Annotated in this window: 19 protein-coding genes and 1 other annotated feature; of the genes, 2 read left to right on the top strand and 17 right to left on the bottom strand. The window is 37.7% G+C overall.

Annotated features, from left to right (window positions below; translation table 11 throughout):
- Positions 1 to 156 precede the first annotated feature (156 nt).
- The 4 genes from MMB69_RS17385 to MMB69_RS17370 form a co-directional block, all read right to left on the bottom strand.
- Complete coding sequence (locus MMB69_RS17385) at positions 157 to 1053, bottom strand: LysR family transcriptional regulator (RefSeq protein ID WP_221785520.1); 897 nt, start codon at positions 1051 to 1053, stop codon at positions 157 to 159.
- A gap of 201 nt (positions 1054 to 1254) precedes the next feature.
- Positions 1255 to 1653: a transcriptional regulator SpxA gene (gene spxA / locus MMB69_RS17380; RefSeq protein ID WP_013055422.1), complete on the bottom strand. Its 399-nt coding sequence runs from the start codon at positions 1651 to 1653 to the stop codon at positions 1255 to 1257.
- Positions 1654 to 2071: 418 nt separating this feature from the next.
- Positions 2072 to 3475 (bottom strand): amino acid permease, encoded by a 1404-nt coding sequence (locus tag MMB69_RS17375; protein WP_013081760.1) that lies wholly within the window; start codon positions 3473 to 3475, stop codon positions 2072 to 2074.
- A gap of 499 nt (positions 3476 to 3974) precedes the next feature.
- On the bottom strand, positions 3975 to 5339 hold the full coding sequence (locus MMB69_RS17370) for an amino acid permease (protein WP_221785521.1): 1365 nt from the start codon (positions 5337 to 5339) through the stop codon (positions 3975 to 3977).
- A 445-nt stretch (positions 5340 to 5784) separates the two neighbouring features.
- On the opposite strand from MMB69_RS17370, the gene MMB69_RS17365 reads away from it, so the two are divergent.
- Positions 5785 to 6360, top strand: coding sequence for a GNAT family N-acetyltransferase (locus MMB69_RS17365; RefSeq protein WP_013055419.1), 576 nt, complete (start codon positions 5785 to 5787; stop codon positions 6358 to 6360).
- A 281-nt stretch (positions 6361 to 6641) separates the two neighbouring features.
- On the opposite strand, the gene MMB69_RS17360 is transcribed toward MMB69_RS17365, so the two are convergent.
- From MMB69_RS17360 to MMB69_RS17340, 5 genes are all read right to left on the bottom strand, one after another.
- The gene (locus MMB69_RS17360) at positions 6642 to 7559 is read right to left on the bottom strand and encodes an ABC transporter ATP-binding protein (protein ID WP_277448096.1); all 918 of its coding nucleotides are present in this window, start codon (positions 7557 to 7559) and stop codon (positions 6642 to 6644) included.
- A 1-nt stretch (position 7560) separates the two neighbouring features.
- On the bottom strand, positions 7561 to 8631 hold the full coding sequence (locus MMB69_RS17355) for an ABC transporter ATP-binding protein (RefSeq protein WP_014461584.1): 1071 nt from the start codon (positions 8629 to 8631) through the stop codon (positions 7561 to 7563).
- A 14-nt stretch (positions 8632 to 8645) separates the two neighbouring features.
- Positions 8646 to 9572, bottom strand: a complete 927-nt coding sequence (locus MMB69_RS17350) for an ABC transporter permease (RefSeq protein ID WP_013055416.1) — start codon at positions 9570 to 9572, stop codon at positions 8646 to 8648.
- A 2-nt stretch (positions 9573 to 9574) separates the two neighbouring features.
- Complete coding sequence (locus tag MMB69_RS17345; protein ID WP_013055415.1) at positions 9575 to 10510, bottom strand: ABC transporter permease; 936 nt, start codon at positions 10508 to 10510, stop codon at positions 9575 to 9577.
- Positions 10511 to 10607: 97 nt separating this feature from the next.
- Positions 10608 to 12254: a peptide ABC transporter substrate-binding protein gene (locus MMB69_RS17340; RefSeq protein ID WP_153253095.1), complete on the bottom strand. Its 1647-nt coding sequence runs from the start codon at positions 12252 to 12254 to the stop codon at positions 10608 to 10610.
- A gap of 667 nt (positions 12255 to 12921) precedes the next feature.
- Positions 12922 to 13126 (top strand) — a binding site (T-box leader).
- Between the two features lie 79 nt (positions 13127 to 13205).
- On the opposite strand from MMB69_RS17340, the gene trpS reads away from it, so the two are divergent.
- Positions 13206 to 14192 carry a tryptophan--tRNA ligase gene (trpS, locus tag MMB69_RS17335; RefSeq protein WP_042992329.1) on the top strand — a complete coding sequence of 329 codons (987 nt, stop codon included), beginning with the start codon at positions 13206 to 13208 and terminating at the stop codon, positions 14190 to 14192.
- 29 nt (positions 14193 to 14221) lie between these two features.
- Here trpS and MMB69_RS17330 read toward each other — a convergent pair whose 3' ends face one another.
- From MMB69_RS17330 to fabF, 8 genes are all read right to left on the bottom strand, one after another.
- The gene (locus MMB69_RS17330; RefSeq protein ID WP_050689374.1) at positions 14222 to 14971 is read right to left on the bottom strand and encodes a YjbA family protein; all 750 of its coding nucleotides are present in this window, start codon (positions 14969 to 14971) and stop codon (positions 14222 to 14224) included.
- 300 nt (positions 14972 to 15271) lie between these two features.
- A complete protein-coding gene (gene opp4C / locus MMB69_RS17325; protein WP_221785524.1) occupies positions 15272 to 16186 on the bottom strand; it encodes an oligopeptide ABC transporter permease in 915 nt (304 codons plus the stop codon).
- A gap of 11 nt (positions 16187 to 16197) precedes the next feature.
- On the bottom strand, positions 16198 to 17163 hold the full coding sequence (gene opp4B, locus MMB69_RS17320; protein WP_016763044.1) for an oligopeptide ABC transporter permease: 966 nt from the start codon (positions 17161 to 17163) through the stop codon (positions 16198 to 16200).
- Between the two features lie 21 nt (positions 17164 to 17184).
- Positions 17185 to 18924 (bottom strand): oligopeptide ABC transporter substrate-binding protein, encoded by a 1740-nt coding sequence (gene opp4A, locus MMB69_RS17315; protein ID WP_221785525.1) that lies wholly within the window; start codon positions 18922 to 18924, stop codon positions 17185 to 17187.
- Between the two features lie 43 nt (positions 18925 to 18967).
- Entirely contained in the window at positions 18968 to 19951 is a 984-nt protein-coding gene (locus tag MMB69_RS17310; RefSeq protein WP_016763042.1) for an ABC transporter ATP-binding protein, read from the bottom strand.
- The gene (locus MMB69_RS17305; protein WP_277448092.1) at positions 19951 to 20973 is read right to left on the bottom strand and encodes an ABC transporter ATP-binding protein; all 1023 of its coding nucleotides are present in this window, start codon (positions 20971 to 20973) and stop codon (positions 19951 to 19953) included. The genes MMB69_RS17310 and MMB69_RS17305 overlap by 1 nt, the downstream gene beginning before the upstream one ends.
- Before the next feature lie 226 nt (positions 20974 to 21199).
- Entirely contained in the window at positions 21200 to 21973 is a 774-nt protein-coding gene (locus MMB69_RS17300) for a DUF2268 domain-containing putative Zn-dependent protease (RefSeq protein WP_016763040.1), read from the bottom strand.
- Positions 21974 to 22079: 106 nt separating this feature from the next.
- A complete protein-coding gene (gene fabF, locus MMB69_RS17295) occupies positions 22080 to 23321 on the bottom strand; it encodes a beta-ketoacyl-ACP synthase II (protein ID WP_013055405.1) in 1242 nt (413 codons plus the stop codon).
- Positions 23322 to 23331 lie beyond the last annotated feature (10 nt).

Raw genomic sequence — 23331 nt, 5'->3', positions numbered from 1 at the left:
TATAGTTTAAAAATAGTGTAAAGGAAAGAAGTTGAATAACCTATGCATTTTTAGTTATATACTTATATCAAAAATGACATAATGCAGTTTTTCTCTACTGTTCACTTTAGATTTATTCGAAAAAGAAATAAAAATCATGACATTTAGTCATGATTTTTATATGTATTCATGAGACATACCGGAGGGTAAATGTTTAAAATAATCGATCACAAACTGCCTGAAGATTTGTTGTAAATCCGTCACATAGCCTCCATTGTTCCAAGCTAAAAAGATAGTACGTTCAAATGTTTCCTCTTCAATTTTCAGCAGTTTTACATCTTTGCCTGTAGAACCTCCCCAAGTTACTTCAGGAATAAAACCTATTCCTTGCTTCGCTCTAATCAAACCTCTCACTGTTGCTGGGTCATCGCTTTCAAACGTAATTTGAGGTGCAAAATTCTGTTCCTTACAAATTACATCCGTTATTTTCCTTAGCTCTTTTCCTTTCTTTAGCACAATGAATTTCTCATTTTTAAGTTCATTTAACTTTACACGTGATTGCTTGGCTAAAGGATGATCAAGAGGCACTGCAAGCAAAATCGATTCACGAAGCAAAGGAGTATGTTCGATCTGACGGGTTGTTAATGGAAAAGCTGAAATACATAAATCAAAATCAGGCTGTGAATTAGAATTAGTCAAGTGCTGCATCAATCGAAAACGCACCTGAGGATATTGCTCACGAAATCTGCTTAATAGCTCTGGAAGTAAATGTGAACTAGCTAATACAACAAGACGAATTTCTTCACATGGATCGTTCGACATATCCTTTAGCTCGTGCTTTGCGTCTTCCAATGTTTTTAAAGCAAGTTCTACTTTGGCACAGAATGCTTTACCATACCGATTTAATTTAATGTATTTACCATTTCGATCAAATAAACGAATGCCTAGCTCTTTTTCTAACTGTGAAATCGTTTTGCTGAGTGCAGGCTGAGATACGTATAGCTCTTCGGCCGCTTTACTGATATGTTCTAGTCTAGCAACTACTTGGAAATATTTTAGCTGTAAAAGCTCCACTCCGTTCACCACCACTTTTATATGTTTAGTTACTCTCTTTCTTTACTAATTACATATATACTTCATTTCCCCTGCTATTTCGACAAAAAATAAGCAGCAGGGAGCCACTAGCTCCCTGCTGCTTATTTTTTATATACCAACTTCAAGCAAACGTTACTTGGTTGGTTTCGTATTTAAATCTTAAACAGACAAATATAAAAATTAACCATTCACAAGTCTTTGAGCTTCGCGAAGTTGGAAAGTACGCACTTTACGTGGTAAGAAACGACGGATCTCGTCTTCATTGTAACCAACTTGTAGACGTTTTTCATCAATGATAATCGGACGGCGCAATAGGCCAGGATTTTGCTGAATTAATTCATACAAATCTTGCAAAGGCATAGCGTCTACCTGAACGTCTAGTTTTTGGAAAGTTTTCGAACGTGTTGAAATGATTTCATCTGTTCCATCTTCTGTCATACGTAAAATTTCTTTAATCTCGTCGATTGATAACGGCTCTGAAAAGATATTACGCTCTGTATATCCAATATCATTTTCCTCTAACCAAGCTTTCGCTTTACGACAAGATGTACAACTTGGTGATGTATATAATGTAACCATTTACTCCTTCACTCCTTCTATCATAATCGGTCATAACATTTAAAACATGAACTGTAAATCATGTTGTTTTATACAAACTTCAACGAGTGTAAATATTTAATGACTGATAATGAAAATCGATACTACTTTATAATTACTTTTAAAAAATAATATCTATTTGCATTATACTATAAACTTCATCGGAATGATATACTTTTTGAAGTGAACTAGTACATTAGTTCGTTCCTTCACTGTCATTATTTTCATTGCCGATTTTCTTCATTATTTATTTACCACACTACTATTACGAATAAACCTGTAGATTAGTTTCATTTTTTTATTATTTTTTTCTTTCACAAATTCCTCAAATTTTTCAGTCACTAAAAAAGCCTTGCAGAAGAACTGACTTTTCTGCAAAGCTTTTGAGATAACCTCTTATTTATTTAATAGCTGATGTGCTTTTTCCTCGTCTCATTAAGATAGGATACAGTAACAGCCCGATTACAAATAAGCCAATACCTAAGAAAAATGTTTTTAAATCAGCTGTCCCTGTCTTAATCACCCAAAGTGAATAAATAAGTGCTAACGAGGCAATGATTCCGTCTTTTACTCGCGATCCTTTAATCGTGTCGTACGTCTCACCCGTCACAATAAGCTTTAATTGATAAACTGTCGTCACGAAATAAGGAACTAAATAAGCGAGAGTAGCTACAACAATAGCGAAATTATAGGCTTGCGAAACTGTACCTGAAATAGTCGCAAACAAAAACAACTGTGTTAAGCCATTTGTTAATGTTAGTGAGCGGGCTGGACTATTGTTCTGATTTGTTTTAGCAAACCACTGTGGAAACAACCCTGATTTTGCTGCTTGATAAGGGACTTCTGCACTAACAACAATCCATCCAACAGTAGAACCTAATAAAGAAATAAGTGCTAAAATGGCCATTACGTAAGCACCTTTATGTCCAATCACCATTTCTAACGTATCTACCAAAGGTTTTTGAGACTGCTGAAGCTGAGCTGTTGAAAGAATCCCCATAGCTAGAAGCGTAATCCCCACATAGATAACCATTGAGATCAATAATCCAAGCAGAGTTGCTTTCTTCACTACTTTTTGTGATTTTGCACGGTTAGATAGCAGTACAGCCGATTCAATTCCGATAAACGCCCACAGCGTAGCAATGGCTGCCCCATTGACCTGACTTCCTAACCCTACATTTATACCTTTTGAATTAACAAATTCTGTACTGACCAGGTTGGATGCGCTAAATAGCGATAGCGCCACAACAATAAATAAACCGAATCCAATAATTTTAGCTGCCGTTGTGATAAAATTAATATTACCGGCGCTATTGATATCTCGCTGCAAAATAGCTTGAATTCCCCATAGGACAATAGAACATACTAAAAACGTAATGAATTTTCCAGCTTCTAATTGAAAATTTCCAACTGAAAATAAAATATCCTTACTCTCCATTACTGGAAAGAACGTTGTTAAATATCCCGCAAACGATATGATGACAGATGCTGTTGCAGCCCAGTTGGCTGCCCAGTAGCCCCAAGCCATGCTATACCCTGCTACTTTACCTGCTTTAGGCGATGAAAAAAGATTCGCTGCATAACTTTGAGGCCCTCCTTTTAATTCGGGCTTTCTCATGACTAAGTTCCCGAATACAAGAGCAATCATGAATACACCAAGACCTGTTGCAATCCAAGCAAGTGTTGAACCGACTGGACTTGATACGTTTGCTAAATTAGAAGGAAGCATAAATACTCCGCCGCCTACCATATTACCAACTACAAAGGCTGTTAAAAACCAAAGTCCCCATTTTTTATCTTTCATTTGCTGTGTCTCCTTTTGCTTTCTAAAAGCTTAAACTTTTGAGATAGAAAGCTCGATGCTAATCTATTAACACGTAAAAATTATTTGTTTCTTCATTCATCTCTTCATTTGTTTAACAATATAATATATTAGCACACTAAAGCAAAAAGTGAAATAATAAATCCTTCATTTTCTTTTGGAAAAAAATGCGGCTGGAACAAAACTACATCAATCTAAAGATGAACAAATGGGATGTATGAGTTCGTATGAATCACGCTTGTTACACCGCTGTTGATTTCCGTAGAAGACTTCGCTTTCCGCGAGCGGCCGGCGAGCCTCCTCGTTGCTTCCGCTCCTGCAGGGTCTCGCTTTTCCCTAGGAGTCTTCGCCTTGCCCTGCATACAGTAAACCTATGTTCACCATCACCATAAAAAAATCCGAACAAGTTGGATTCTTAATCAAGAATTCAACTTGTTCGGATCTTTCTTCAACGAAACTATTTTTGTCCGAGCTTTATTTTTTACCTTTTATGAAAACCTTTTGAATAGTAGACAACAACCAATAAAACAAACCATACCGGACCTACAATAAGGGCTATTCTTGTATCAGAGGAAAAACCCATCACCACTACTACTCCCGCTAAGAAGGCAAGAGAGAGATATGACGTATACGGGAAAAACGGAAGCTTATATTTTAAATCACTTACCTGCTGATCGCTTAATCTCTTGCGGAAGCGAATTTGAGAAAGTAAAATAATTCCCCATGTCCAAATCGCTCCGATAGTAGCAATACTTGTCACCCACGTGAACACCTTATCAGGAACAACATAGTTTAAGCCAACTCCGAGTAGCAGTACAACAGCTGAAGCAATAACTGCTGCACCAGGCACGCCGCCTTTTGTTAAGTTGGCATAGCGTTTTGGAGCTTCCCCGTGCTGAGCTAAATTAAATAACATACGGCCTGTACTAAAAATTCCACTGTTACAAGAAGATAAAGCCGCTGTTAACACTACAAAGTTTATAATCCCTGCTGCAGCGGGAATTCCAGCTTTATCAAAGGTTAAAACAAATGGGCTTCCTTGTGTTCCGATCTCTGGCCAAGGATAAATAGACATAATAACAAACAAAGCTCCGATGTAAAAAATCAAAATTCTCCACAGTACATTATCAATTGCTTTTGTTAATGTCTTTTCTGGATTTTTCACCTCTCCTGCTGTTACCCCAATCATTTCAATACCAAGGTAAGCAAACATAACCATTTGAAGTGATAAAAGAACACCTTTCATACCATTCGGGAAAAAGCCCCCGTGATTCCATAAATTACTGATCCCTGTTGCTATACCGCCATTTCCAATTCCAAAGATAATCATGCCTAGTCCAAGCACAATCATAAGGATAATCGTTACTACTTTAATAAGAGAAAACCAAAACTCTAGTTCGCCATATGCTTTTACAGCTAAAAAGTTAACCCCTGTCATGATAACGAGTGCTGCAAGTGCCCATATCCACTGAGGTACACCCGGGAACCAAAACTCCATATATACTCCAACAGCTGTAATTTCAGCCATACATGTAATAATCCACATAAACCAGTAGTTCCAGCCTGTTAAATAACCAGCAAGTGGCCCCAAATAGTCGTTAGCATACTTACTAAAAGAACCGGCTACTGGATTTTGTACGGCCATTTCACCTAGCGCTCTCATAATAAAAAACATAATAAGACCACTGATTCCATACATGATAAGAATACCAGGACCCGCTAACCGAATAGCGGATGCAGAACCTAAAAACAGTCCAACTCCGATAGCTGCACCTAAAGACATTAAGCTAATATGTCTTTCCTCAAGTCCACGGCTTAATTCTTTTTCTTGCGTGTTCCCTTGCATAATTCTCTCTCCTAACATGTCCATTTCATTTAATAGCGGCTAATTGTGTAGCATTACGTTATTTTTCAGCCAAATAATTCCAGAGATTGTATGTACTAAAAATCTGATGCTGCAAGTTCCAAACCTGCACTTTTACCGCTATTACATCTATAAAATACAATATTAAAAAAACTTCACTTTGTTCATTTTATCAAAAATCACAAAAAATGCGATAGTTTTTTGTGTTTTTCACAAATAAACTTACGATTTAAATATAATTAAACTTATTTTTACCATTATATGTTCTTATACCACTATAATTATTTAATTATTGTGAATAATCTATCTTTTTCCGATCTATATTTTCAATTATAGATGCTTACTTTTCCCTAAAAAGGGTAAAGATAAGATAACTGTTTGAACACTATTATGAACATCATCATGAAAAGATCAGTAGGAGGGTGCTATGAATTGGTACGAAAAACTCAGTCAATATTTTCCCATTGAAGAAATGAAATCAAAGAAGCATATCGAAACGCTTTTACAAGAACGCAGCGATATTTATCATAAAAATGAAGGACCTCATCACGTATTAATGTACGTGGAAACAGACCAATTTATCTTTATTGATTACCTCTTTGTTTCAAAAGACGCTCGAGGTCAAGGGCTTGGCGGTAAATTAATTGATGAGTTAAAACAGCATAACAAACCAATTATCTTAGAAGTAGAGCCTGTAGACTATAAAGATTCAGACTCAGCAAAACGACTGCATTTTTATAAACGTGCAGACTTTAAGCACGCTCAAACAATTGGCTATAACCGCCGGTCATTAGCTACAAATGAAATTAACCAGATGGAAATTCTATATTGGTCTCCTACCTCTGAAACAGAGGAAAGCATTTTAAATAAAATGAAAAAAACGTACGAGTTAATTCATACGTACAAAGACAAAGAAATATACGGTGCGTCCTATCAGCCAGCAGATCAAGTACTAAAAATTGATAAGAATCGTAAAGACGGCGATATCTTAGCAGATTTATAAACAGAAGGTAGACATGCGTCTACCTTCTGTTTATATTTTTGAATTATTATTCATAACACAACATTATTAATCACTTATATTCCTTTAGTTATAAGGTTTATACATAGATATTTTGTCTTAAATATAAAATTCTGAAAATTTTTAATAGTATTTTTCAATCCTTTACTGTATAATACCTGTAAAGCGCTAATGTTACTTGTTCTTACATATTTTTTGCAACTTGAAGCTTAGTGTTCTTTGATAATTAAATAAAAAACGACCTCGTTGTGAGATCGTTTTTGTTATGTTGTATATGCGGCAAACTCTGCTTGAGAACAAGACACGTAGTGACCTGGAGATACTTCTCTAAGCTCCGGTTCTTCACCGTTATAGTCATGGATACTTGGATCATAAATTTTGCGCTGACGTGTTTTTTCACTGTCAGGATCGGGAAGCGGAATAGCTGAAAGCAACGCTTTTGTATATGGATGAACAGGGTTTCGATAAAGTTCATCACTTGATGCAAGCTCTACAATCTTACCTCTGTACATAACGCCGATGCGGTCACTGATGTATTTTACCATTGACAAATCATGGGCGATAAATAAATATGTTAGTCCACGTTCACGCTGTAACTTCTTCATTAAGTTAACAACTTGAGCTTGTATAGATACGTCCAAAGCTGAGATTGGTTCATCTGCGATGATAAAATCAGGTTCTACTGCCAGTGCTCTTGCGATACCAATACGCTGACGCTGGCCGCCACTAAACTCATGTGGATAGCGATTGGCATGTTCTTTGTTAAGCCCCACTGTTTCAAGAAGCTCGTGAACCTTTGCCATACGCTCCTTTTTGGTCTTGGCTAAGCCGTGAATATCAATGCCTTCTGCAATGATATCTGCTACGGTCATACGAGGGTTAAGCGACGCATATGGATCTTGGAAAATCATTTGCATTTTACGATTGAATTTTTTAAGCTCTGAGCGAGATTTACGACCATGTACATTTTCACCATTGAACAGCACCTCACCGCTAGTAGCATTGTATAAACGAATAATCGTTCTGCCTGTTGTTGACTTTCCGCAACCAGATTCACCTACAAGCCCTAATGTCTCTCCGCGGAAGATGTCAAACGTCAGACCATCAACTGCTTTAATTGTCCCTTTGCTTGTGAAAAAATGTTGCTTTAACCCTTTAATCTCTAATAATTTATCTGTCATATTATTCACCATCCTTCGCTACGAGTACAGGTGTGCTGTATACATTATCAACTTTACGCATGCGGCGCTGAACTGAAGCAGGCGGCTCTACTTTTGGTGCATCTGGATGTAACAGCCATGTTTTCGCATAGTGCGTATCAGATATTTTGAACATTGGAGGTTCTTGCTCAAAATCAATTTTCATTGCGTATGGATTTCGCGCTGCAAATGCATCTCCCTTTGGAGGGTTCGTTAAGTCAGGCGGTGTTCCAGGAATAGCAGCCAGCTCTTCTTCTGCCTCGTTATCTAAGCTTGGCATAGAGGCTAGCAGTCCCCACGTATATGGATGTTTTGGATCGTAAAACACTTCATCCACTGTGCCCATTTCGACAATTTGACCAGCGTACATAACGGCTACTCGATCGGCTACGTTCGCTACTACACCAAGATCATGGGTAATAAAGATAATAGATGTATCCGTTTTTTTCTGAATGTCTTTCATCAACTCTAAAATTTGAGCTTGAATTGTTACATCCAGCGCCGTTGTTGGTTCATCAGCGATCAAGAGCTTCGGATTAGAAGCAAGAGCCATTGCAATGACAACACGCTGTCTCATCCCGCCGCTGAATTCATGCGGATATTGATTCACACGCTGTTCTGGAAACGGAATGCCTACAAGCGTTAATAACTCGACTGCACGCTTTTTCGCTTCCGCTTTAGATACTTTAGAATGCTTGATTACGACTTCACCAATTTGAGCTCCAACTTTCATCGTTGGATTTAAAGAAGTCATTGGATCTTGGAAGATCATACCGATATCTTTACCGCGAATAGCTTCCATTTCTTTATCCGTTTTCTTTGCTAAATCAATGCCGTCAAACAGCATTTCACCACTTTTAATTTGGCCAGGAGGCATCGGAATAAGGCGCATGATCGTTTGTGAAGTTACACTTTTACCAGATCCTGATTCACCAACAATTGCTAGTGTTTCACCTTTATTTAAGTGGAAGTTAACGCCGCGAACAGCTTGAACTTCTCCGCCATATGTTTTAAAGGATACAGCTAAATTCTTTACTTCTAATAAACGTGACATATGAGTTCACTTCCTTACTTACGTAGTTTTGGATCTAACGCATCTCGTAATCCATCACCAATTACGTTGAACGCTAAGATTGTTAAACAGATAAACAAACCTGGGAAAAATAAGCGCCAAGGATAGTATTCCAAAGCAGGTAAGCCCTCTGAAGCCATTGTTCCCCAGCTTGCAAGCGGCGCTGGAACACCTAGTCCCAAGTAGCTTAAAAATGCTTCTGTAAAGATTGCTGAAGGAATCGTTAGGGTCATTGTTACTAAAATTGGACCTGTTGCATTAGGAATAAGATGTTTAAATAAAATACGTTTTGTTGTTGCTCCTAATGTTTGTGAAGCCATTACGTATTCTTGGTTTTTCAATTGTAAAACTTGTCCACGCACAATACGTGCCATGTTAATCCAGCCGGTAATGGTCATTGCCAAAATCATTGTACCCAATCCCTGGCCAAGCATAACCATTAAAATAATAACCAGTAAAAGGTAAGGAACACCGTATAAGATATCCGCAACACGCATCATTGTTTCATCTGTACGTCCACCGCGGTATCCAGAGATGCTTCCCCAAACTACGCCGATGAATAAATCAATTAAAGCTGCTGCTAACCCGATAAATAATGAAATACGAGCGCCTTCCCACGTACGAGCAAACACATCGCGCCCTAATTCATCTGTGCCGAACCAGTGCTCAGAAGATGGAGCCTGATTAGCATTCAGTAAATCATTGGTTGCATAATCATATTTCACCATCAATGGACCAAATATAGCCATAAAAACAAGGAGAACCATTAGTACTACACCAAACATAGCAAGCTTGTTTTTGCGAAAACGAATAAAAACATCTTGCCAGAATGAAAGACTCGGTTTTTCAATCTTTTCTGCCTGAGCGCGGTCAATCCCTGCTGTTTCAAACATTTCTTTAGGAATTTTCGGAAGTTGCTGCATAGTTACTCTCCTTTCTTAGCACCTGTAAGTTTAATTCGAGGGTCAATGAAGCCGTATGCAATATCTACAAGCAAGATACAAAAAAGTAGTAAAATACTGTAGAACACCGTTACGCCCATAATCGTTGTGTAATCTCGGTTTGAGATACTGAGTACAAAGTGTGAACCTAATCCCGGGATACCAAATATTTTTTCAATAACAAAGCTACCCGTTAAAATCCCTGCTACTAAAGGTCCCATATAGGATACGACTGGAAGCATCGCATTTCGCATGGCGTGCTTAACTGTAATAACGCCTCTGCTTAAACCTTTTGCTTTCGCTGTACGAATATAATCATTGCTTAATACTTCAAGCATACTCGAACGAGTCAATCGTGCGATAAATGCCATAGGGGTTGAAGCAAGCGCGAGAGCTGGTAACACCGTGTGTGCCCAAGATTCCCAGCGTGCAACCGGAAAAATTTGTAGTTTCATAGCCAGAACGTATTGTAATACCGCTGCCATGATAAAACTCGGAACTGAGATTCCTAGAACTGCAATAACCATCGCCGTGTAATCTTGCCACTTATTATGTTTTAAAGCAGCAATAACACCGAGTACTACACCAATAGCAATTGCTATTAAAATAGCTTCCATCCCTAGCATGAATGAAACAGGGAACCCGCCGTTAATCAAATCATTTACCGTTTGGCCTTTATATTTGAAAGATGGACCAAAATCCCACTTTAAAATTGATGTTAAATAATCAAAGTACTGATGGTACCAAGGCTGGTCTAAACCGTAATACTGATTTAGATTTTTTTGAATTTCAGGGGGAAGCTGCTTTTCTGATGTGAATGGACCTCCTGGAACAGCACGCATTAAGAAAAAGGTCGCTGTTACGATCAGCCATAATGATAGAAACATATAAATAAGTCGTTTTCCTATATATTTGAACACCCTGACACACCTCCATATTTTTACAAAATTCGCGCACAAGAAAGAAAAGTATATGGAGCACCAGGCCCCATATACCCTTTGTCACAATTGATGTTACTTACTCAAAATGAGCCCACTTAATCTGAATGTCTCCAAGTCCAGACATCACAACATCTTTCAGCTGCTTGTCTTGTACCCAAGCGTTTGTGTAGAAGTAGATTGGTGCCACTGGCATTTCATCCATGAAGATACCTTCTGCTTTTTTCAACATTTCCAGACGTTTTTTAGGATCTGTTTCTTTTTGAGAGTCAATTAATAACTTTTTATATTCTGGGTTTTCCCAGTTTGTATCATTGTTTCCGCCTTTTTTATCACGGAATAATTCTAAGAAGTTGATTGGATCGTTAAAATCTCCTAACCAGCCCATACGTCCAACTTGATAATCTCCTTGGTGTAATTTTTCAATGTAAACAGCCCACTCAGAGTTGTCTAACTGTACTTTAATACCAAGGTTTTTCTTCCACATATCTTGAACAGCTTGTGCAATTTTTGCATGTTTTTCATCCGTGTTGTATGAAACCTTAATTGCTGGTAGTTCTGAAGCATCTTTAAGGCCCATTTCTTTCAAGCCTTTTTCTAAATATTCTTTTGCTTTTTTCACATCATTGTCTTTGAAGTAGCCTTTTTTGTTATCTTCAAACATTGTTGGTGGTACAGCCGCCATCGCTGGAACTGAACCGTCTTTTGTAATTTGTTCTGTAATACCTTTACGATCAATTGCATAAGCTAATGCTTTACGAATGTTCACGTTGTCTAAAGGTTTTTGTTCTGTATTAAACTTGTACCAGTAAGTACCTGCAATCTCTTGAATGTTTAATGAACCGTCTTTCTTTAATTCAGGAAGTGCATCAGCTGGTAATTGACCAGTAGGCATACCCGCCCAGTCTAATTCACCGTTTTTGAACATTGAAAGTTCAGTGTTGTTATCATTGATCATGTACATTTCAACTTTTTTAAGTTTTACAGCATCTTTATCCCAATAGTTTTCATTAGGAACTAACTCGATTTTGTCATTATGTTTCCAAGCTTTAAGCTTGAAAGGACCGTTTGACGTATAGTTTTCGCCTGCATTTGTGTACCATTTTTCATTTGATTCAGCAATTTTCGTATTCACTGGGAAGTACGTATAGAAAGCTGTTAATTCTAAGAAATATGGCGTTGGGTTTTCTAATGTTACTTCAAGCGTTTTATCATCTGTTGCTTTAACCGCAACATCATCTAATGAACCTTTTCCTTCATTAGCAGCTTGTGCATTTTTAACATAGTATAATTGATATGCATATTGAGATTCGTTTTTAGGATCTAACGCCCATTTCCATGCATATTCGAAATCTTTTGCTGTTACAGGGTCACCATTTGACCATTTTGCATCGTCGCGAATCGTAAACGTATATTTAGTTTGATCATCGCTGATCTTCACATCTTTCGCCATTGCATTTTCAGGCTTTCCATCTTTACCGATACGAGTTAAACCTTCAAATGTTTGTAATAATACGTTTGATGACGTTGAATCATTAGCTAAGCCTGGGTTTAGTGAAAAAGGCTCAGTTTTAATGTTTACGCGAAGCTCTTGCTCTTTTTTCTTGTCGCCACCATCACTGCTAGCATTTTCACTGCTACCAGATTCTTTGTTAAATCCACATGCAGCTAAAAACAAGCTCATTACAAGCAGCAAACTGAAAAGAATCGACAACCTTTTCTTCATTGCGTGTTACCCCCTATTAAATTTTGTTTGTGTGGCAACCATATTTTTTTGATATGTACTAATTTCTTAATCCTCTTTCAATACAAAATAATCAGTTATTTTTTCACATAGTAGAGCGTTAAAGACCTCACTGCAAAATTATTCTTCTACCCTATGAAACTGTCATCAATTGTTTACATGCTGTAAATCCAATGTATGCGCTTAATATGTAGAAGACTGATTCATTACAAAATTCGCTAATTGAAACAAAACATTGTCTATTTTGTGTTTTCTGAAAAATTAAGAAATTGTAATACCTTTGTAAAAAAATATGTTTGTTACGCCTATTATAAATATTTTAAAAATTTATTGCAATACTATTATTTAATGGTATTTTTTTGTCATAAGGGAAAAAACCTTATCTTATAAGGATTGTGCCTACTTGTCTGACGTCTAAAATCTTTTTTGTAGTATAGGTATTACAATAGTATTACAAAGTTATTAGAAATACTAAATAAAAGATTTTTACCAAATCCTCCACCAAATTTTCATCAAGAAATGCTTTAATTAAAAGGTTCTTGTCTTTTTTTGCCGCAGAAAAATTCCAGTAAATTGTCTTATAAAACTTTTTAGCGATAAGATGTTTAAATTCCTGCTTTTTCGCGTTATAATAACGAATAACTATATAATTAAAGCTGTGAAAAAGAGTAGTATGCAGAATTTTCATTTTTAGAGAGTTTGTGGTTGGTGGGAACAAACATTGAAACCTGCAGAATGGACTTTGGAGCTTTCAAGTGCAAAGCTTGAACGTTGACCTCAACGTTACATGAATAAAGATAGTTCACAATTATGTGTGCTAATTAGGGTGGCAACGCGGTCCATTCGCCCCTAGCTTATGCTAGGAGCGGGTGGGCCTTTTTATGTTGTATCCGTAAATTAGCATCATATATGTGCAGATGAAAGGAAGATTTGATGAAAACAATTTTTTCAGGTATTCAACCAAGCGGTACAATCACTTTAGGTAACTACATTGGAGCGATGAAGCAATTTGTTGAACTTCAAAATGACTATAACTGTCATTTTTGTATTGTAGATCAGCATGCGATTACAACGCCTCAAGATCGTTTAGCACTTCGTAAAAATATTCGCAGCCTTGCTGCTCTGTATGTAGCGGTAGGAATTGATCCAGCAAAATCGACTTTATTTATTCAATCGGAAGTGCCTGCCCACACAGAAGCGGGATGGATGTTACAGTGCGTAGCGTATATCGGTGAACTTGAACGCATGACTCAGTTTAAAGATAAGTCCGCTGGAAAAGAAGCAGTATCAGCAGGATTACTAACTTATCCTCCATTAATGGCAGCTGATATTCTTTTATACAACACCGATTTGGTTCCAGTTGGTGAAGATCAAAAACAGCATTTAGAATTAACGCGTGACTTAGCTGAGCGCTTCAACAAAAAATACAATGATATCTTCACTATTCCTGAAGTACGTATTCCAAAAGTGGGCGCACGCGTCATGTCTCTTCAAGATCCTACGAAAAAAATGAGCAAGTCCGATCCAAACCAAAAAGCTTTCATTACTCTCTTGGATGACGCTAAAACAATTGAAAAGAAAATTAAAAGTGCCGTAACGGATTCAGAAGGTATTGTTCGCTACGATAAAGAAAATAAGCCAGGTATTTCAAACTTACTAAGTATTTATTCAATCCTAGCTAATAAATCGATCGAAGACATTGAAGCAATGTACGAAGGCAAAGGTTATGGGGACTTTAAAGCTGACACAGCTAAAGTAGTAGCGGAAGCACTCGCTCCAATTCAAGAAAGATATTATGAATTAGTTGATTCTAGCGAGCTAGATGATATTTTAGATCAAGGTGCCGATAAAGCAAATGCAACGGCTAATAAAATGCTTCGCAAAATGCGAAACGCAATGGGAATTGGCCGTAAACGTTAAAAAAAACGACTGCTATGCAGTCGTTTTTTTTAATTAACTTTTGGTTCTTGTTCAATTTCCCAAAGTTTTTCAAAGAAAGGTTGTCCTTTTACTAAGCGCTCGCATAATAATTTATGCTTCGGTGACCACCCTGACTTCGTTTCATCGTATAGCTGGCTCCATACGTCTTGAAACGACATCTCTTGAATGTCTTCGTACTTCGTTGGATTCCACTCCGTGTACCAGTAGCGGATTTGAGCTGTATTTTTTGTGGTATGTAGCTGATCAAGTGCCATAAATAACAGCTGTTTTAGCTGACGTTCTTTACGTGTTAGTCCTCTCATCGTTTCAGGAGACGGTGAAAGAATATGATGCTCTTTTTTATTTAGCTCGTCTTCACTGAACTTATATTCTAGCTCTTCTTGATCCGCAATCATCTCATAGACTAACTGTTCCTGTCTTGGAATTAAGCGGCTTTTTCGAATCGGAATATGATATCCCATCGTATCAATTGCTAAAATATTCGTTCCATCTGTAACGATAAAACAATATTCAACCTGCGTGCGTTCATGATTTTTCCGAATGTATGCTTTCTGATAGACATCTTGTAGTAGTTGTTGAGGTAGCTCGGAAAGATCATTTTCAATGTAATGAAATAAAAGCGGATTTACTTTTAATAACGGTGCTTGATCGAGCAGTTCTACACAATCGTCTTTTCTCCACTCATGGAAATGACACACATTATAACCGTTTTCTTCGCCTTCAAACCAATTAACCCATACATCATGAAGATATAGCATAATTTACCCCTCACTTACTATCTGTTTGTTATCCATCAGTATAGGCAGAGAAAGGAATTTTTATTCCAAATGATGTTATTTTTCTAAAAATTAATTGTAAAATACCTTCGTTTTTGGCTATTATTCAAATGCACTTATTTCGAAGCTCAGATATAACGCCAGTGCTAATGATTGCTAAAGGCTTCATGAGCTATATCTACCCCTATAAGCAGAAAAAAATCCGAGTTTCTTCTATAGTAATAGGTTTGTCAGGAGGTCTGACAAACCTAAAAAAATCTATCACACTTTTGTGATAGATTTTTAACGAAGAGATTTTGGATTCAAAGCATCTTTTAATCCTTCACCAATGAAGTTGATAGCTAGGATTGTAAATGTAATAGCTAAACCTGGCGGAACCCACATCCATGGCTTATTCTGCAGTACATCTGATTCCCTTGCTTCTGTCAGCATATTCCCCCAGCTTGGCGTATCAGCCGGCACGCCAAAACCGATAAAGCTAATCGCTGACTCAAACACAATAAGGATAGCCATCTGCAAACTGGCTTGAACCACAATCGTTGAAAACACATTTGGCAGCAAATGTTTAAAGATGATTTTAAACGGGCTGCACCCAATGGAAACAGCTGAAAGCACATATTCATTTTCTTTTTCAGCCAAGACTTTGCTTCGAACCAGCCGGGCTGTACTTCCCCAGCTTAGGAAACTAACAACTAGGATGAGGGTCCAAACGCCTGAGATCTTTCCAATTAGGATTGTATTTAACACTACAACAAAAACAATGAGCGGAAAGTTTAAGACAAAGTCTGTAAAACGCATTAAGAATTGGTCCACTTTGCCTCCGTAATAACCCGCAATCGAACCAATAAGAGTTCCGATTAAAATAACCAGTGTTGTACAAGCAACTCCAATCAGTAACGAAGTTCTTCCTCCATACAATGTACGTGCAAATACGTCTCGCCCATTAGTGTCCGTTCCAAACCAATGATCACTAGAAGGCGCTGCATTCATCGCCATATAGTCAATACGTGTAATATCTGCTTTTGTAAGCAGCGGTGCAAAAATGGCAAGAAGCGTAATCACAATCATGAAAGCTAAACTTATCATGGCTAGTTTATTTTTAACAAACTTCTTTCGCGCAATCGCCCATGGAGAAAGGTTTTTAGGAGCTTTCATATTCACTTCTGGCTGTACATCTTTTTTCGTTACAATTTCCATACTTTCTCCTCCTAATCCAAACGAATACGCGGATCTGCTACGCCGTATAACACATCTGCAAGTAAATTCCCAAGTAGCGTAAGTACTGAAAATAGCATCGTTAGTGACATCATTACAGAATAATCCCGGGTAGACACAGATTCTACAAATAACATTCCAATACCTGGGTACGTAAAAATTGTTTCTGTAATAATAGCTCCTCCAATTACTGTTACAAGGTCAAAACCTAAGAAGGTGATAAGAGGAATCATCGAATTGCGTAAGATATGAACATTATAAATTTTAGATTCTTTTGTCCCTTTTGCTCTGGCTGTGCGCACAAAATCTTTGCGACTGTTTTCAATAATATCATTACGTAAAAACTGCGTATATTGAGCAGTTGACATCAGTCCTAATATTAAAGCTGGGAGAATAACATGATGTATTCTACTTTGTATATATGCCCACGTTCCTTTTTCTAATCCAACTTCTACTGAACCGCTAAATGGAAACCAATCTAGCTGAAAAGAAAAGAAATAAATTCCTACAATTCCGGCAATGAACGATGGAACTGCTAATGCAAAATAGTTATACCCTGCAATTAGATTATCTCCTAAAGTATACGGTTTTTTCCCTGCATACATCCCCAGTATAAAAGCAAATACATAAGTAATAAATAATGAAGTTAGCGCTAAAAATATAGTATTAGGCATACGTTCTTTTATAATTTCAAGTGTCGGCAACTTATGTGTTGTTGATTTTCCAAGATCTCCTTGAAGCACCCCTTTAATCCAAGTCCAATACTGTACATAGATAGGATCATTATATCCAAGCTTATCACGCATCTCTTCGATATATTTTGGATCTGTCTTACTTGGGTCAATCATGCCCCCAAAAGGGTCCCCTGGCATCATTTTTGCCAGGGAAAAAACTACAAAGGAGATTAGAATCAACATAGGAATCATTCCTAAAATACGTCTTAATGAGTATTGTAGCATCGTTGATTCTCCTTCTTTTAATTATTCTGTCACTGACCACTTATGTGAATCTAGGATGATTGTGTCTGGATCCATCGTTACATTTTTCAGACGCTTATTAACTGCATAGATGTTAACATTTTCCCATAAAGGAAGGGCTGGGAGCTCTTCGTTAAATAACTTCTGCCACTTCACAGAAACATCTTTACGATATTTATCATCAAATGCCTTTTTACTTAACGAATCTTTAATCAGCTGATCAGATTCTTTATTAATCCAACGACCATGGTTCCACTCTGCATTTGATCCCCACGTAATACTTGGGTCTGGGTCATATCCTGTTCCCCATGAGCCAAAAAATGCATCTAACGATTTGTCATCGTTTTCTTTCATTTCATTGTATAAGTTAAATTCAATTAATGAACCCGATGCTAATTCAGTTTTCACACCAATATCATTCCATGCTTGAATAATGGCTTTTGCACGCCCCTCAAAGTTTGCTGGGCCAGCGTAATGTCCAAACGAGATCTTATATGGCTTACCATTTGGATCTTCAACAAATCCATCTCCATTCACATCTTTATAACCTGCTTCTGCTAATAATTTTTTAGCTTTTTCTGGGTTATATTTATACTGGTTTAAGTCTTTTGGATCTGCTGCTAACCAGAAAACAGACGGAATAACCGTATTTGAAACCGTTGCTTTATCATTCATGAACGCTTTAATCATAGCTGGTCGATTTAATGCATACATTAGCGCTTGACGCACTTTTTTATCTTTAAACTTATCATAATCGTCTACACTGATACCTTTGTCCTTATCTCTATGACCAAAACGAAGGCCTATATAAGAATAGATAGATGCTTTTCCTTCGAGAAGTTCAATGTTGTCCAATTTATTGATTTGTCCTAGATCTGCTGGGCGTACACTTAATACATCGATTTCATTTTTCTTTAAAGCTCCGGCCGCAACAGATGGATCAATAACCTTTACAACAACTTTATCCAAGTGAGGCTTCCCTTGCCAATAGTCATCATTACGCTCTAACTCCACGTACTCTCCTGATACTACTTTCTTTACTTTAAAAGGACCTACACCAATTGGCTCCTGACGAACTTTTTTCGATTCTTGAAGATCCTTCACAGCAATACCTTCATAATATTTCTTCGGCATTGGATATGCCCATAACGTGTCTAGGTTATTCACTCGAACGTCTTTAAACGTTACTTTAAACGTATGAGGATCAACAACTTCTACTCCAGAAATAGAGTCCGCTTTGCCATCGTGGTATTCTTGAGCACCTTTAATAATTTCTACATTAGCATAACGTGGTCCTGTGTAATCTTTATTTGCTATTGTTTCATACGTATACTTAAAGTCATCAGCTGTTAGCTCATCGCCATTATGCCATTTAACACCTTCTTTTAATTTGAAGGTATATGTTAATTTATCATCACTAATTTTCCAAGTAGCTAAGTTGGGCTGGATTTTTATCTCTTTATCGTAATCATAAAGACCTTCATTAATAAACTGCAGAACGTTAGCGTCGTATTCACCTTGATAAAAACTAAAATCGAATACTCCTTCCGGCGCTCCATCAATCCCATACGTAATCGTTCCGCCATCTTTTGGCTTGTCTGTTTTTGCACCTTCAGTTTTTGTTTCTCCGCCTTCTTTATTACTAGAAGATGAAGAACTACTTCCACCGCTGCATGCCGCTAGAAAAAGCGATAGCACAAGCAAAATGGAAACAAGTGATAAAAACGATTTCTTTTTCATCATGACGTTCCCCCTATTTAACTAATAATCTGTTCGTATGTAGCTTTTACGAGTTATATAAATGGCAAGCTACTTGATGGCCAGGTCTCACCTCCTTTAAGGCAGGTTTCGTTTGGCTGCACTCTGCCATTGCATGTATACAGCGAGGATGAAACGCACAGCCTTTTGGCGGATCAATTGGACTTGGCACATCTCCCTGTAAAATAATACGCTGCTTTTTCTTTCGTGGATCTGGTTCAGGTATAGCCGATACAAGCGCTTGCGTATAAGGGTGCAACGGCTCTGCGTACAGACTTTTCTTATCAGCAATTTCTACTAAACCGCCTAGGTACATAACACCGATACGGTCACTCATATGTTTAACAACACTCAAATCATGGGCAATAAATAAAAAGGTTAGGTCGAATTCTTGTTGAAGTTCTTTTAGAAGGTTTAAAACTTGTGATTGGACAGAAACGTCGAGTGCCGATACCGGTTCATCAGCAATAATAAGTTTTGGACGAAGTGCAAGTGCACGTGCAATTCCAATCCGCTGACGCTGTCCACCGGAAAATTCGTGAGGATATTTATAGTATGCATCTTCCGGTAACCCTACTTTTGTAAGTAGATTCATAACTTCTGATTTTAATTGATTGGTTGATTTTCCTGTAAAATTCCGAATTGGTTCAGAAATAACATCTCCAACCATTTGCATTGGATTGAGGGAAGCATAGGGATCTTGAAAAACCATTTGAAAATCTTGTCTAATTTTACGGAGAGAAGTTCCTTTTGCTTCTGTGATATCTTTACCATCGAAAATAATTTTTCCGCTAGTTGGTTCCAACAGTCTTAGAATCGTTCTTCCTGCCGTGGATTTTCCACAGCCAGATTCTCCTACTAGACCGAGCGTTTCTCCTTTTCGAATAGCAAAAGAAATACCGTCAACTGCTTTTACATCACCAATTTTCTTTCGAAAAAATCCGCCGTGAATAGGATAGTAGGTTTTTAAATGCTGAACTTCTAGCAATACATCTTTCACCGCTTTAGTCATTAGCTTGTCTTCACTCCTTTTGACGGATAGCTATTTCTATATAGCAGACATGCGACATCATGCCCCTGTGAATCCTGGCGAAGAACAGGCGTAACAGAACTGCAGTCTTCCATTGCATGAGGACATCGGTTAACGAAACGACAGCCTGTCCGCGGCATGTTTACAAGAGAAGGCACAATTCCTTTGATCGTATTTAATACTTCTACATCATCTTCCATGCGTGGAATTGAGTGAAGAAGCGCTTTCGTGTACGGATGTTTCGGGGCATAAAATAACGTATCAACATCTGTATGCTCAACAATTTTTCCGCCATACATGACAATCACTTCGTCACACATCTCAGCAACTACTCCCAAATCATGTGTAATCATAATAATAGACATATCATTGCTTTCTTGAATTTCTTTTAGCAATTCTAAAATTTGAGCTTGAACTGTAACATCTAGGGCCGTTGTCGGCTCATCAGCAATTAAAAGTTTAGGCTGACAAGCTACCGCCATGGCAATCATGACACGCTGCCTCATTCCTCCTGACAGCTGATGCGGATATTCATCGATGAGCTTTTCGGATCTCGAAATACCAACGCTTTTTAAAAGCGCAATGCTTTTTTCACGCGCTTCCGCTTTCGATATATTCATATGGTTAAACAATACTTCCTGCAGCTGATACCCAATAGTTAACACAGGATTAAGGGATGTCATCGGTTCTTGGAAAATCATTGAGATGTCTTTCCCTCGAACATCATTCATCTCATCTTCTGATAAATGCGTAAGATTCTTTCCGTTAAATAAAACGCTTCCGCTTCTAATTTGACTATTTACTTTAGGTAATAGCCCAATAACGGATAAAGACAATACGCTTTTTCCACAGCCAGATTCTCCTACAACTCCTATAATTCGCTTTCGTCCGACTTGAAACGACACGTCGTCCACAGCATTATGCCAGGAATCATTAATGGAAAAAGCAGTTTGTAAATTTCTCACTTCTAGTAAAGGTGTTGATTCGACGGGCTTTTTATCCATTTATAGTGCACACCTCATTTTTCTAAAAATTGTTATATTTGAATAAGATATTATTACAATTTCATTACAAAATCAATATATTTTGAAAATTAATTATATTTTTTATTTTTAAAATAATGATTTCTGAATATCTCTTCGGCACTTTAACGCATAAACCTCCTAATTTCTTGTTGAAAATAGGATAAAATTTACTATTTTTAATTTTAGGTATATAGAACTTGTTTTTTTACAGTTGGAACGCAGATTTTTTTAAGATAGTATTGGTGCTAAGAGGAAGCAGCTGAGTAGTAGTTAAAGTGTGAGGCTTCATACATGAAGTAACAAGATGATAACCAATATTGTAGCCCATCATTTCTGGATACCAATTTTGGCCGAATAACAGTTGATCATATTTTTTTTCGTCAGCGCGCAGATTGTAATAAGGTTTAACGTGCTTTTCCCACATTTTTTTAGCTTCTTCAATGGTATAATAATTTGTCCAAGGAGCTAAATACTTTTTACCACAATACTCCTCTACAGCTCTTTCAGCTAACCCTTCCATCATCATAGCGTCTAACAAAGTAATCGTTTCATCAGATTTATTAATGGCTTTTAGCCTGCAAACGTGATGGTATTCATGGGTAAGTACCGCTAACATTTCTTCATCGGATGTATGACTTGTCATAAACACAAATAATTTATCGGTAAAAGCGACACCTGCTCTTCCGTTAAATTCACGCTGCATTTTTCGATTTCTAGGATTGCTTGGAAGCACTAGCACCGCTACATCGGGCCCATTCCATGCTTTTTTGAGCTTCTCATAATGAGCTTTAACTTTCTTCCAAACCTGTCTTTTCTTCATTTCTTCTAATTCTTTTATAAACATTAAAGAAGGCGGACACATTCCGTAGTTAAAAAGTAATTCCATGTATTCTTTTTCTTTTAATTTCTTAAAATAACGCGCAAGATAACGGCTTATTTCTTTCGGCTCCGTCCAAGTAGAAGTTGAAACAATCGGCATGTTTTCCCCTCACTTTCTTCATCCTTTTGTTTCATGATATGTTCACAGCTACTCTTTTGGTTATTAAAAATAAAAAAAATTCTAGGCATCAGCCTAGAATTTTTCATTATGCTTCGTATTTTTTAAAGATGATTGTTGCGTTGTGACCGCCAAATCCAAGTGAGTTGCTTAGCACCGCTTTTACTTCTTGCTTACGCGCTTTGTTTGGAATGTAGTCTAAATCGCACTCTTCATCAGGTGTTTGATAGTTAATTGTTGGAGGAAGAATACCGTCTTGAATTGCTTTCACACTAAAAATAGCTTCTACTCCGCCAGCAGCTCCTAACAAGTGGCCAGTCATTGACTTTGTTGAACTAATTGCTACTTTTTGAGCGTGGTCACCAAATACTTCTTTAATAGCCATTGTTTCAAATTTATCATTGTATCCTGTACTTGTACCGTGAGCATTGATGTAATCAATATCACTTGGCTGTAGGCCTGCATCTTCAATCGCATGACGCATTGCACGAACGCCGCCTTCTCCTCCTGGAGCTGGCGCTGTGATATGGTGAGCATCTCCAGTTGAACCATAGCCCACAATTTCAGCATAAATACGTGCGCCGCGCGCTAGTGCATGTTCAAGCTCTTCAAGCACAATAACCCCCGCACCTTCTCCCATAACGAAGCCGTCGCGGTCTTTATCAAACGGACGAGATGCTGTTGCAGGATCTGGATTTGTAGAAAGTGCTTTATTCGCACAGAAACCAGCAATAGATAAACGCGTGATTGGCGCTTCCGTACCGCCCGTCACCATCACGTCTGCATCTCCGCGTTGAATGACTTTAAACGCATCACCAATAGAGTTTGTACCTGTCGCACATGCCGTTACCGTACAAGAGTTCACACCCTTCGCCCCTAAAGCAATAGAAACTTGTCCTGTTGCCATATCAGGAATCATCATCGGAATAAAGAATGGACTTACACGGCGGGCACCTTTTTCTAATAACGTTGAATATTGGTTTTCAAACGTTTCCATACCGCCAATTCCAGAACCAATCCAAACGCCGACGTTTGGAGCAATTTCTTCTGTAATAGTCAAATCCGCATCTTTAACAGCCGCCAATGCAGCTACCATTGCATATTGAGTAAAGCGATCCATCTTACGAGCCTCTTTGCGGTCAATAAAATCTTCCACGTTAAAATCTTTTACTTCAGCCGCTACTTTAGCCGGGAATTCATCTGCATCTAGTCTTGTTAAAGGACCAACGCCAGACACGCCTGCTACTGCGTTTTTCCAAGCTGTTTCTACGTCATTTCCAATTGGTGTAAGCCCACCAAGTCCTGTTACAACTACACGTTTTTTATTCATCGTACATTCA

Source organism: Priestia sp. P5, from assembly GCF_029522155.1.
Taxonomy (GTDB): Bacteria; Bacillota; Bacilli; order Bacillales; family Bacillaceae_H; genus Priestia; species Priestia megaterium_E.
The sequence above is the reverse complement of the archived record's forward strand: the minus strand, read 5'-3'. Positions and strand labels throughout refer to the sequence as shown.

Coding starts and splice junctions, on each gene's coding strand:
- spxA (WP_013055422.1), bottom strand. CDS start 1,653: ATGGTTACATTATATACATCACCAAGTTGTACATCTTGTCGTAAAGCG.
- MMB69_RS17375 (WP_013081760.1), bottom strand. CDS start 3,475: ATGAAAGATAAAAAATGGGGACTTTGGTTTTTAACAGCCTTTGTAGTT.
- MMB69_RS17370 (WP_221785521.1), bottom strand. CDS start 5,339: ATGCAAGGGAACACGCAAGAAAAAGAATTAAGCCGTGGACTTGAGGAA.
- MMB69_RS17365 (WP_013055419.1), top strand. CDS start 5,785: ATGAATTGGTACGAAAAACTCAGTCAATATTTTCCCATTGAAGAAATG.
- MMB69_RS17360 (WP_277448096.1), bottom strand. CDS start 7,559: ATGACAGATAAATTATTAGAGATTAAAGGGTTAAAGCAACATTTTTTC.
- MMB69_RS17355 (WP_014461584.1), bottom strand. CDS start 8,631: ATGTCACGTTTATTAGAAGTAAAGAATTTAGCTGTATCCTTTAAAACA.
- MMB69_RS17350 (WP_013055416.1), bottom strand. CDS start 9,572: ATGCAGCAACTTCCGAAAATTCCTAAAGAAATGTTTGAAACAGCAGGG.
- MMB69_RS17340 (WP_153253095.1), bottom strand. CDS start 12,254: ATGAAGAAAAGGTTGTCGATTCTTTTCAGTTTGCTGCTTGTAATGAGC.
- trpS (WP_042992329.1), top strand. CDS start 13,206: ATGAAAACAATTTTTTCAGGTATTCAACCAAGCGGTACAATCACTTTA.
- MMB69_RS17330 (WP_050689374.1), bottom strand. CDS start 14,971: ATGCTATATCTTCATGATGTATGGGTTAATTGGTTTGAAGGCGAAGAA.
- opp4C (WP_221785524.1), bottom strand. CDS start 16,186: ATGGAAATTGTAACGAAAAAAGATGTACAGCCAGAAGTGAATATGAAA.
- opp4B (WP_016763044.1), bottom strand. CDS start 17,163: ATGCTACAATACTCATTAAGACGTATTTTAGGAATGATTCCTATGTTG.
- opp4A (WP_221785525.1), bottom strand. CDS start 18,924: ATGATGAAAAAGAAATCGTTTTTATCACTTGTTTCCATTTTGCTTGTG.
- MMB69_RS17310 (WP_016763042.1), bottom strand. CDS start 19,951: ATGACTAAAGCGGTGAAAGATGTATTGCTAGAAGTTCAGCATTTAAAA.
- MMB69_RS17305 (WP_277448092.1), bottom strand. CDS start 20,973: ATGGATAAAAAGCCCGTCGAATCAACACCTTTACTAGAAGTGAGAAAT.
- MMB69_RS17300 (WP_016763040.1), bottom strand. CDS start 21,973: ATGCCGATTGTTTCAACTTCTACTTGGACGGAGCCGAAAGAAATAAGC.
- fabF (WP_013055405.1), bottom strand. CDS start 23,321: ATGAATAAAAAACGTGTAGTTGTAACAGGACTTGGTGGGCTTACACCA.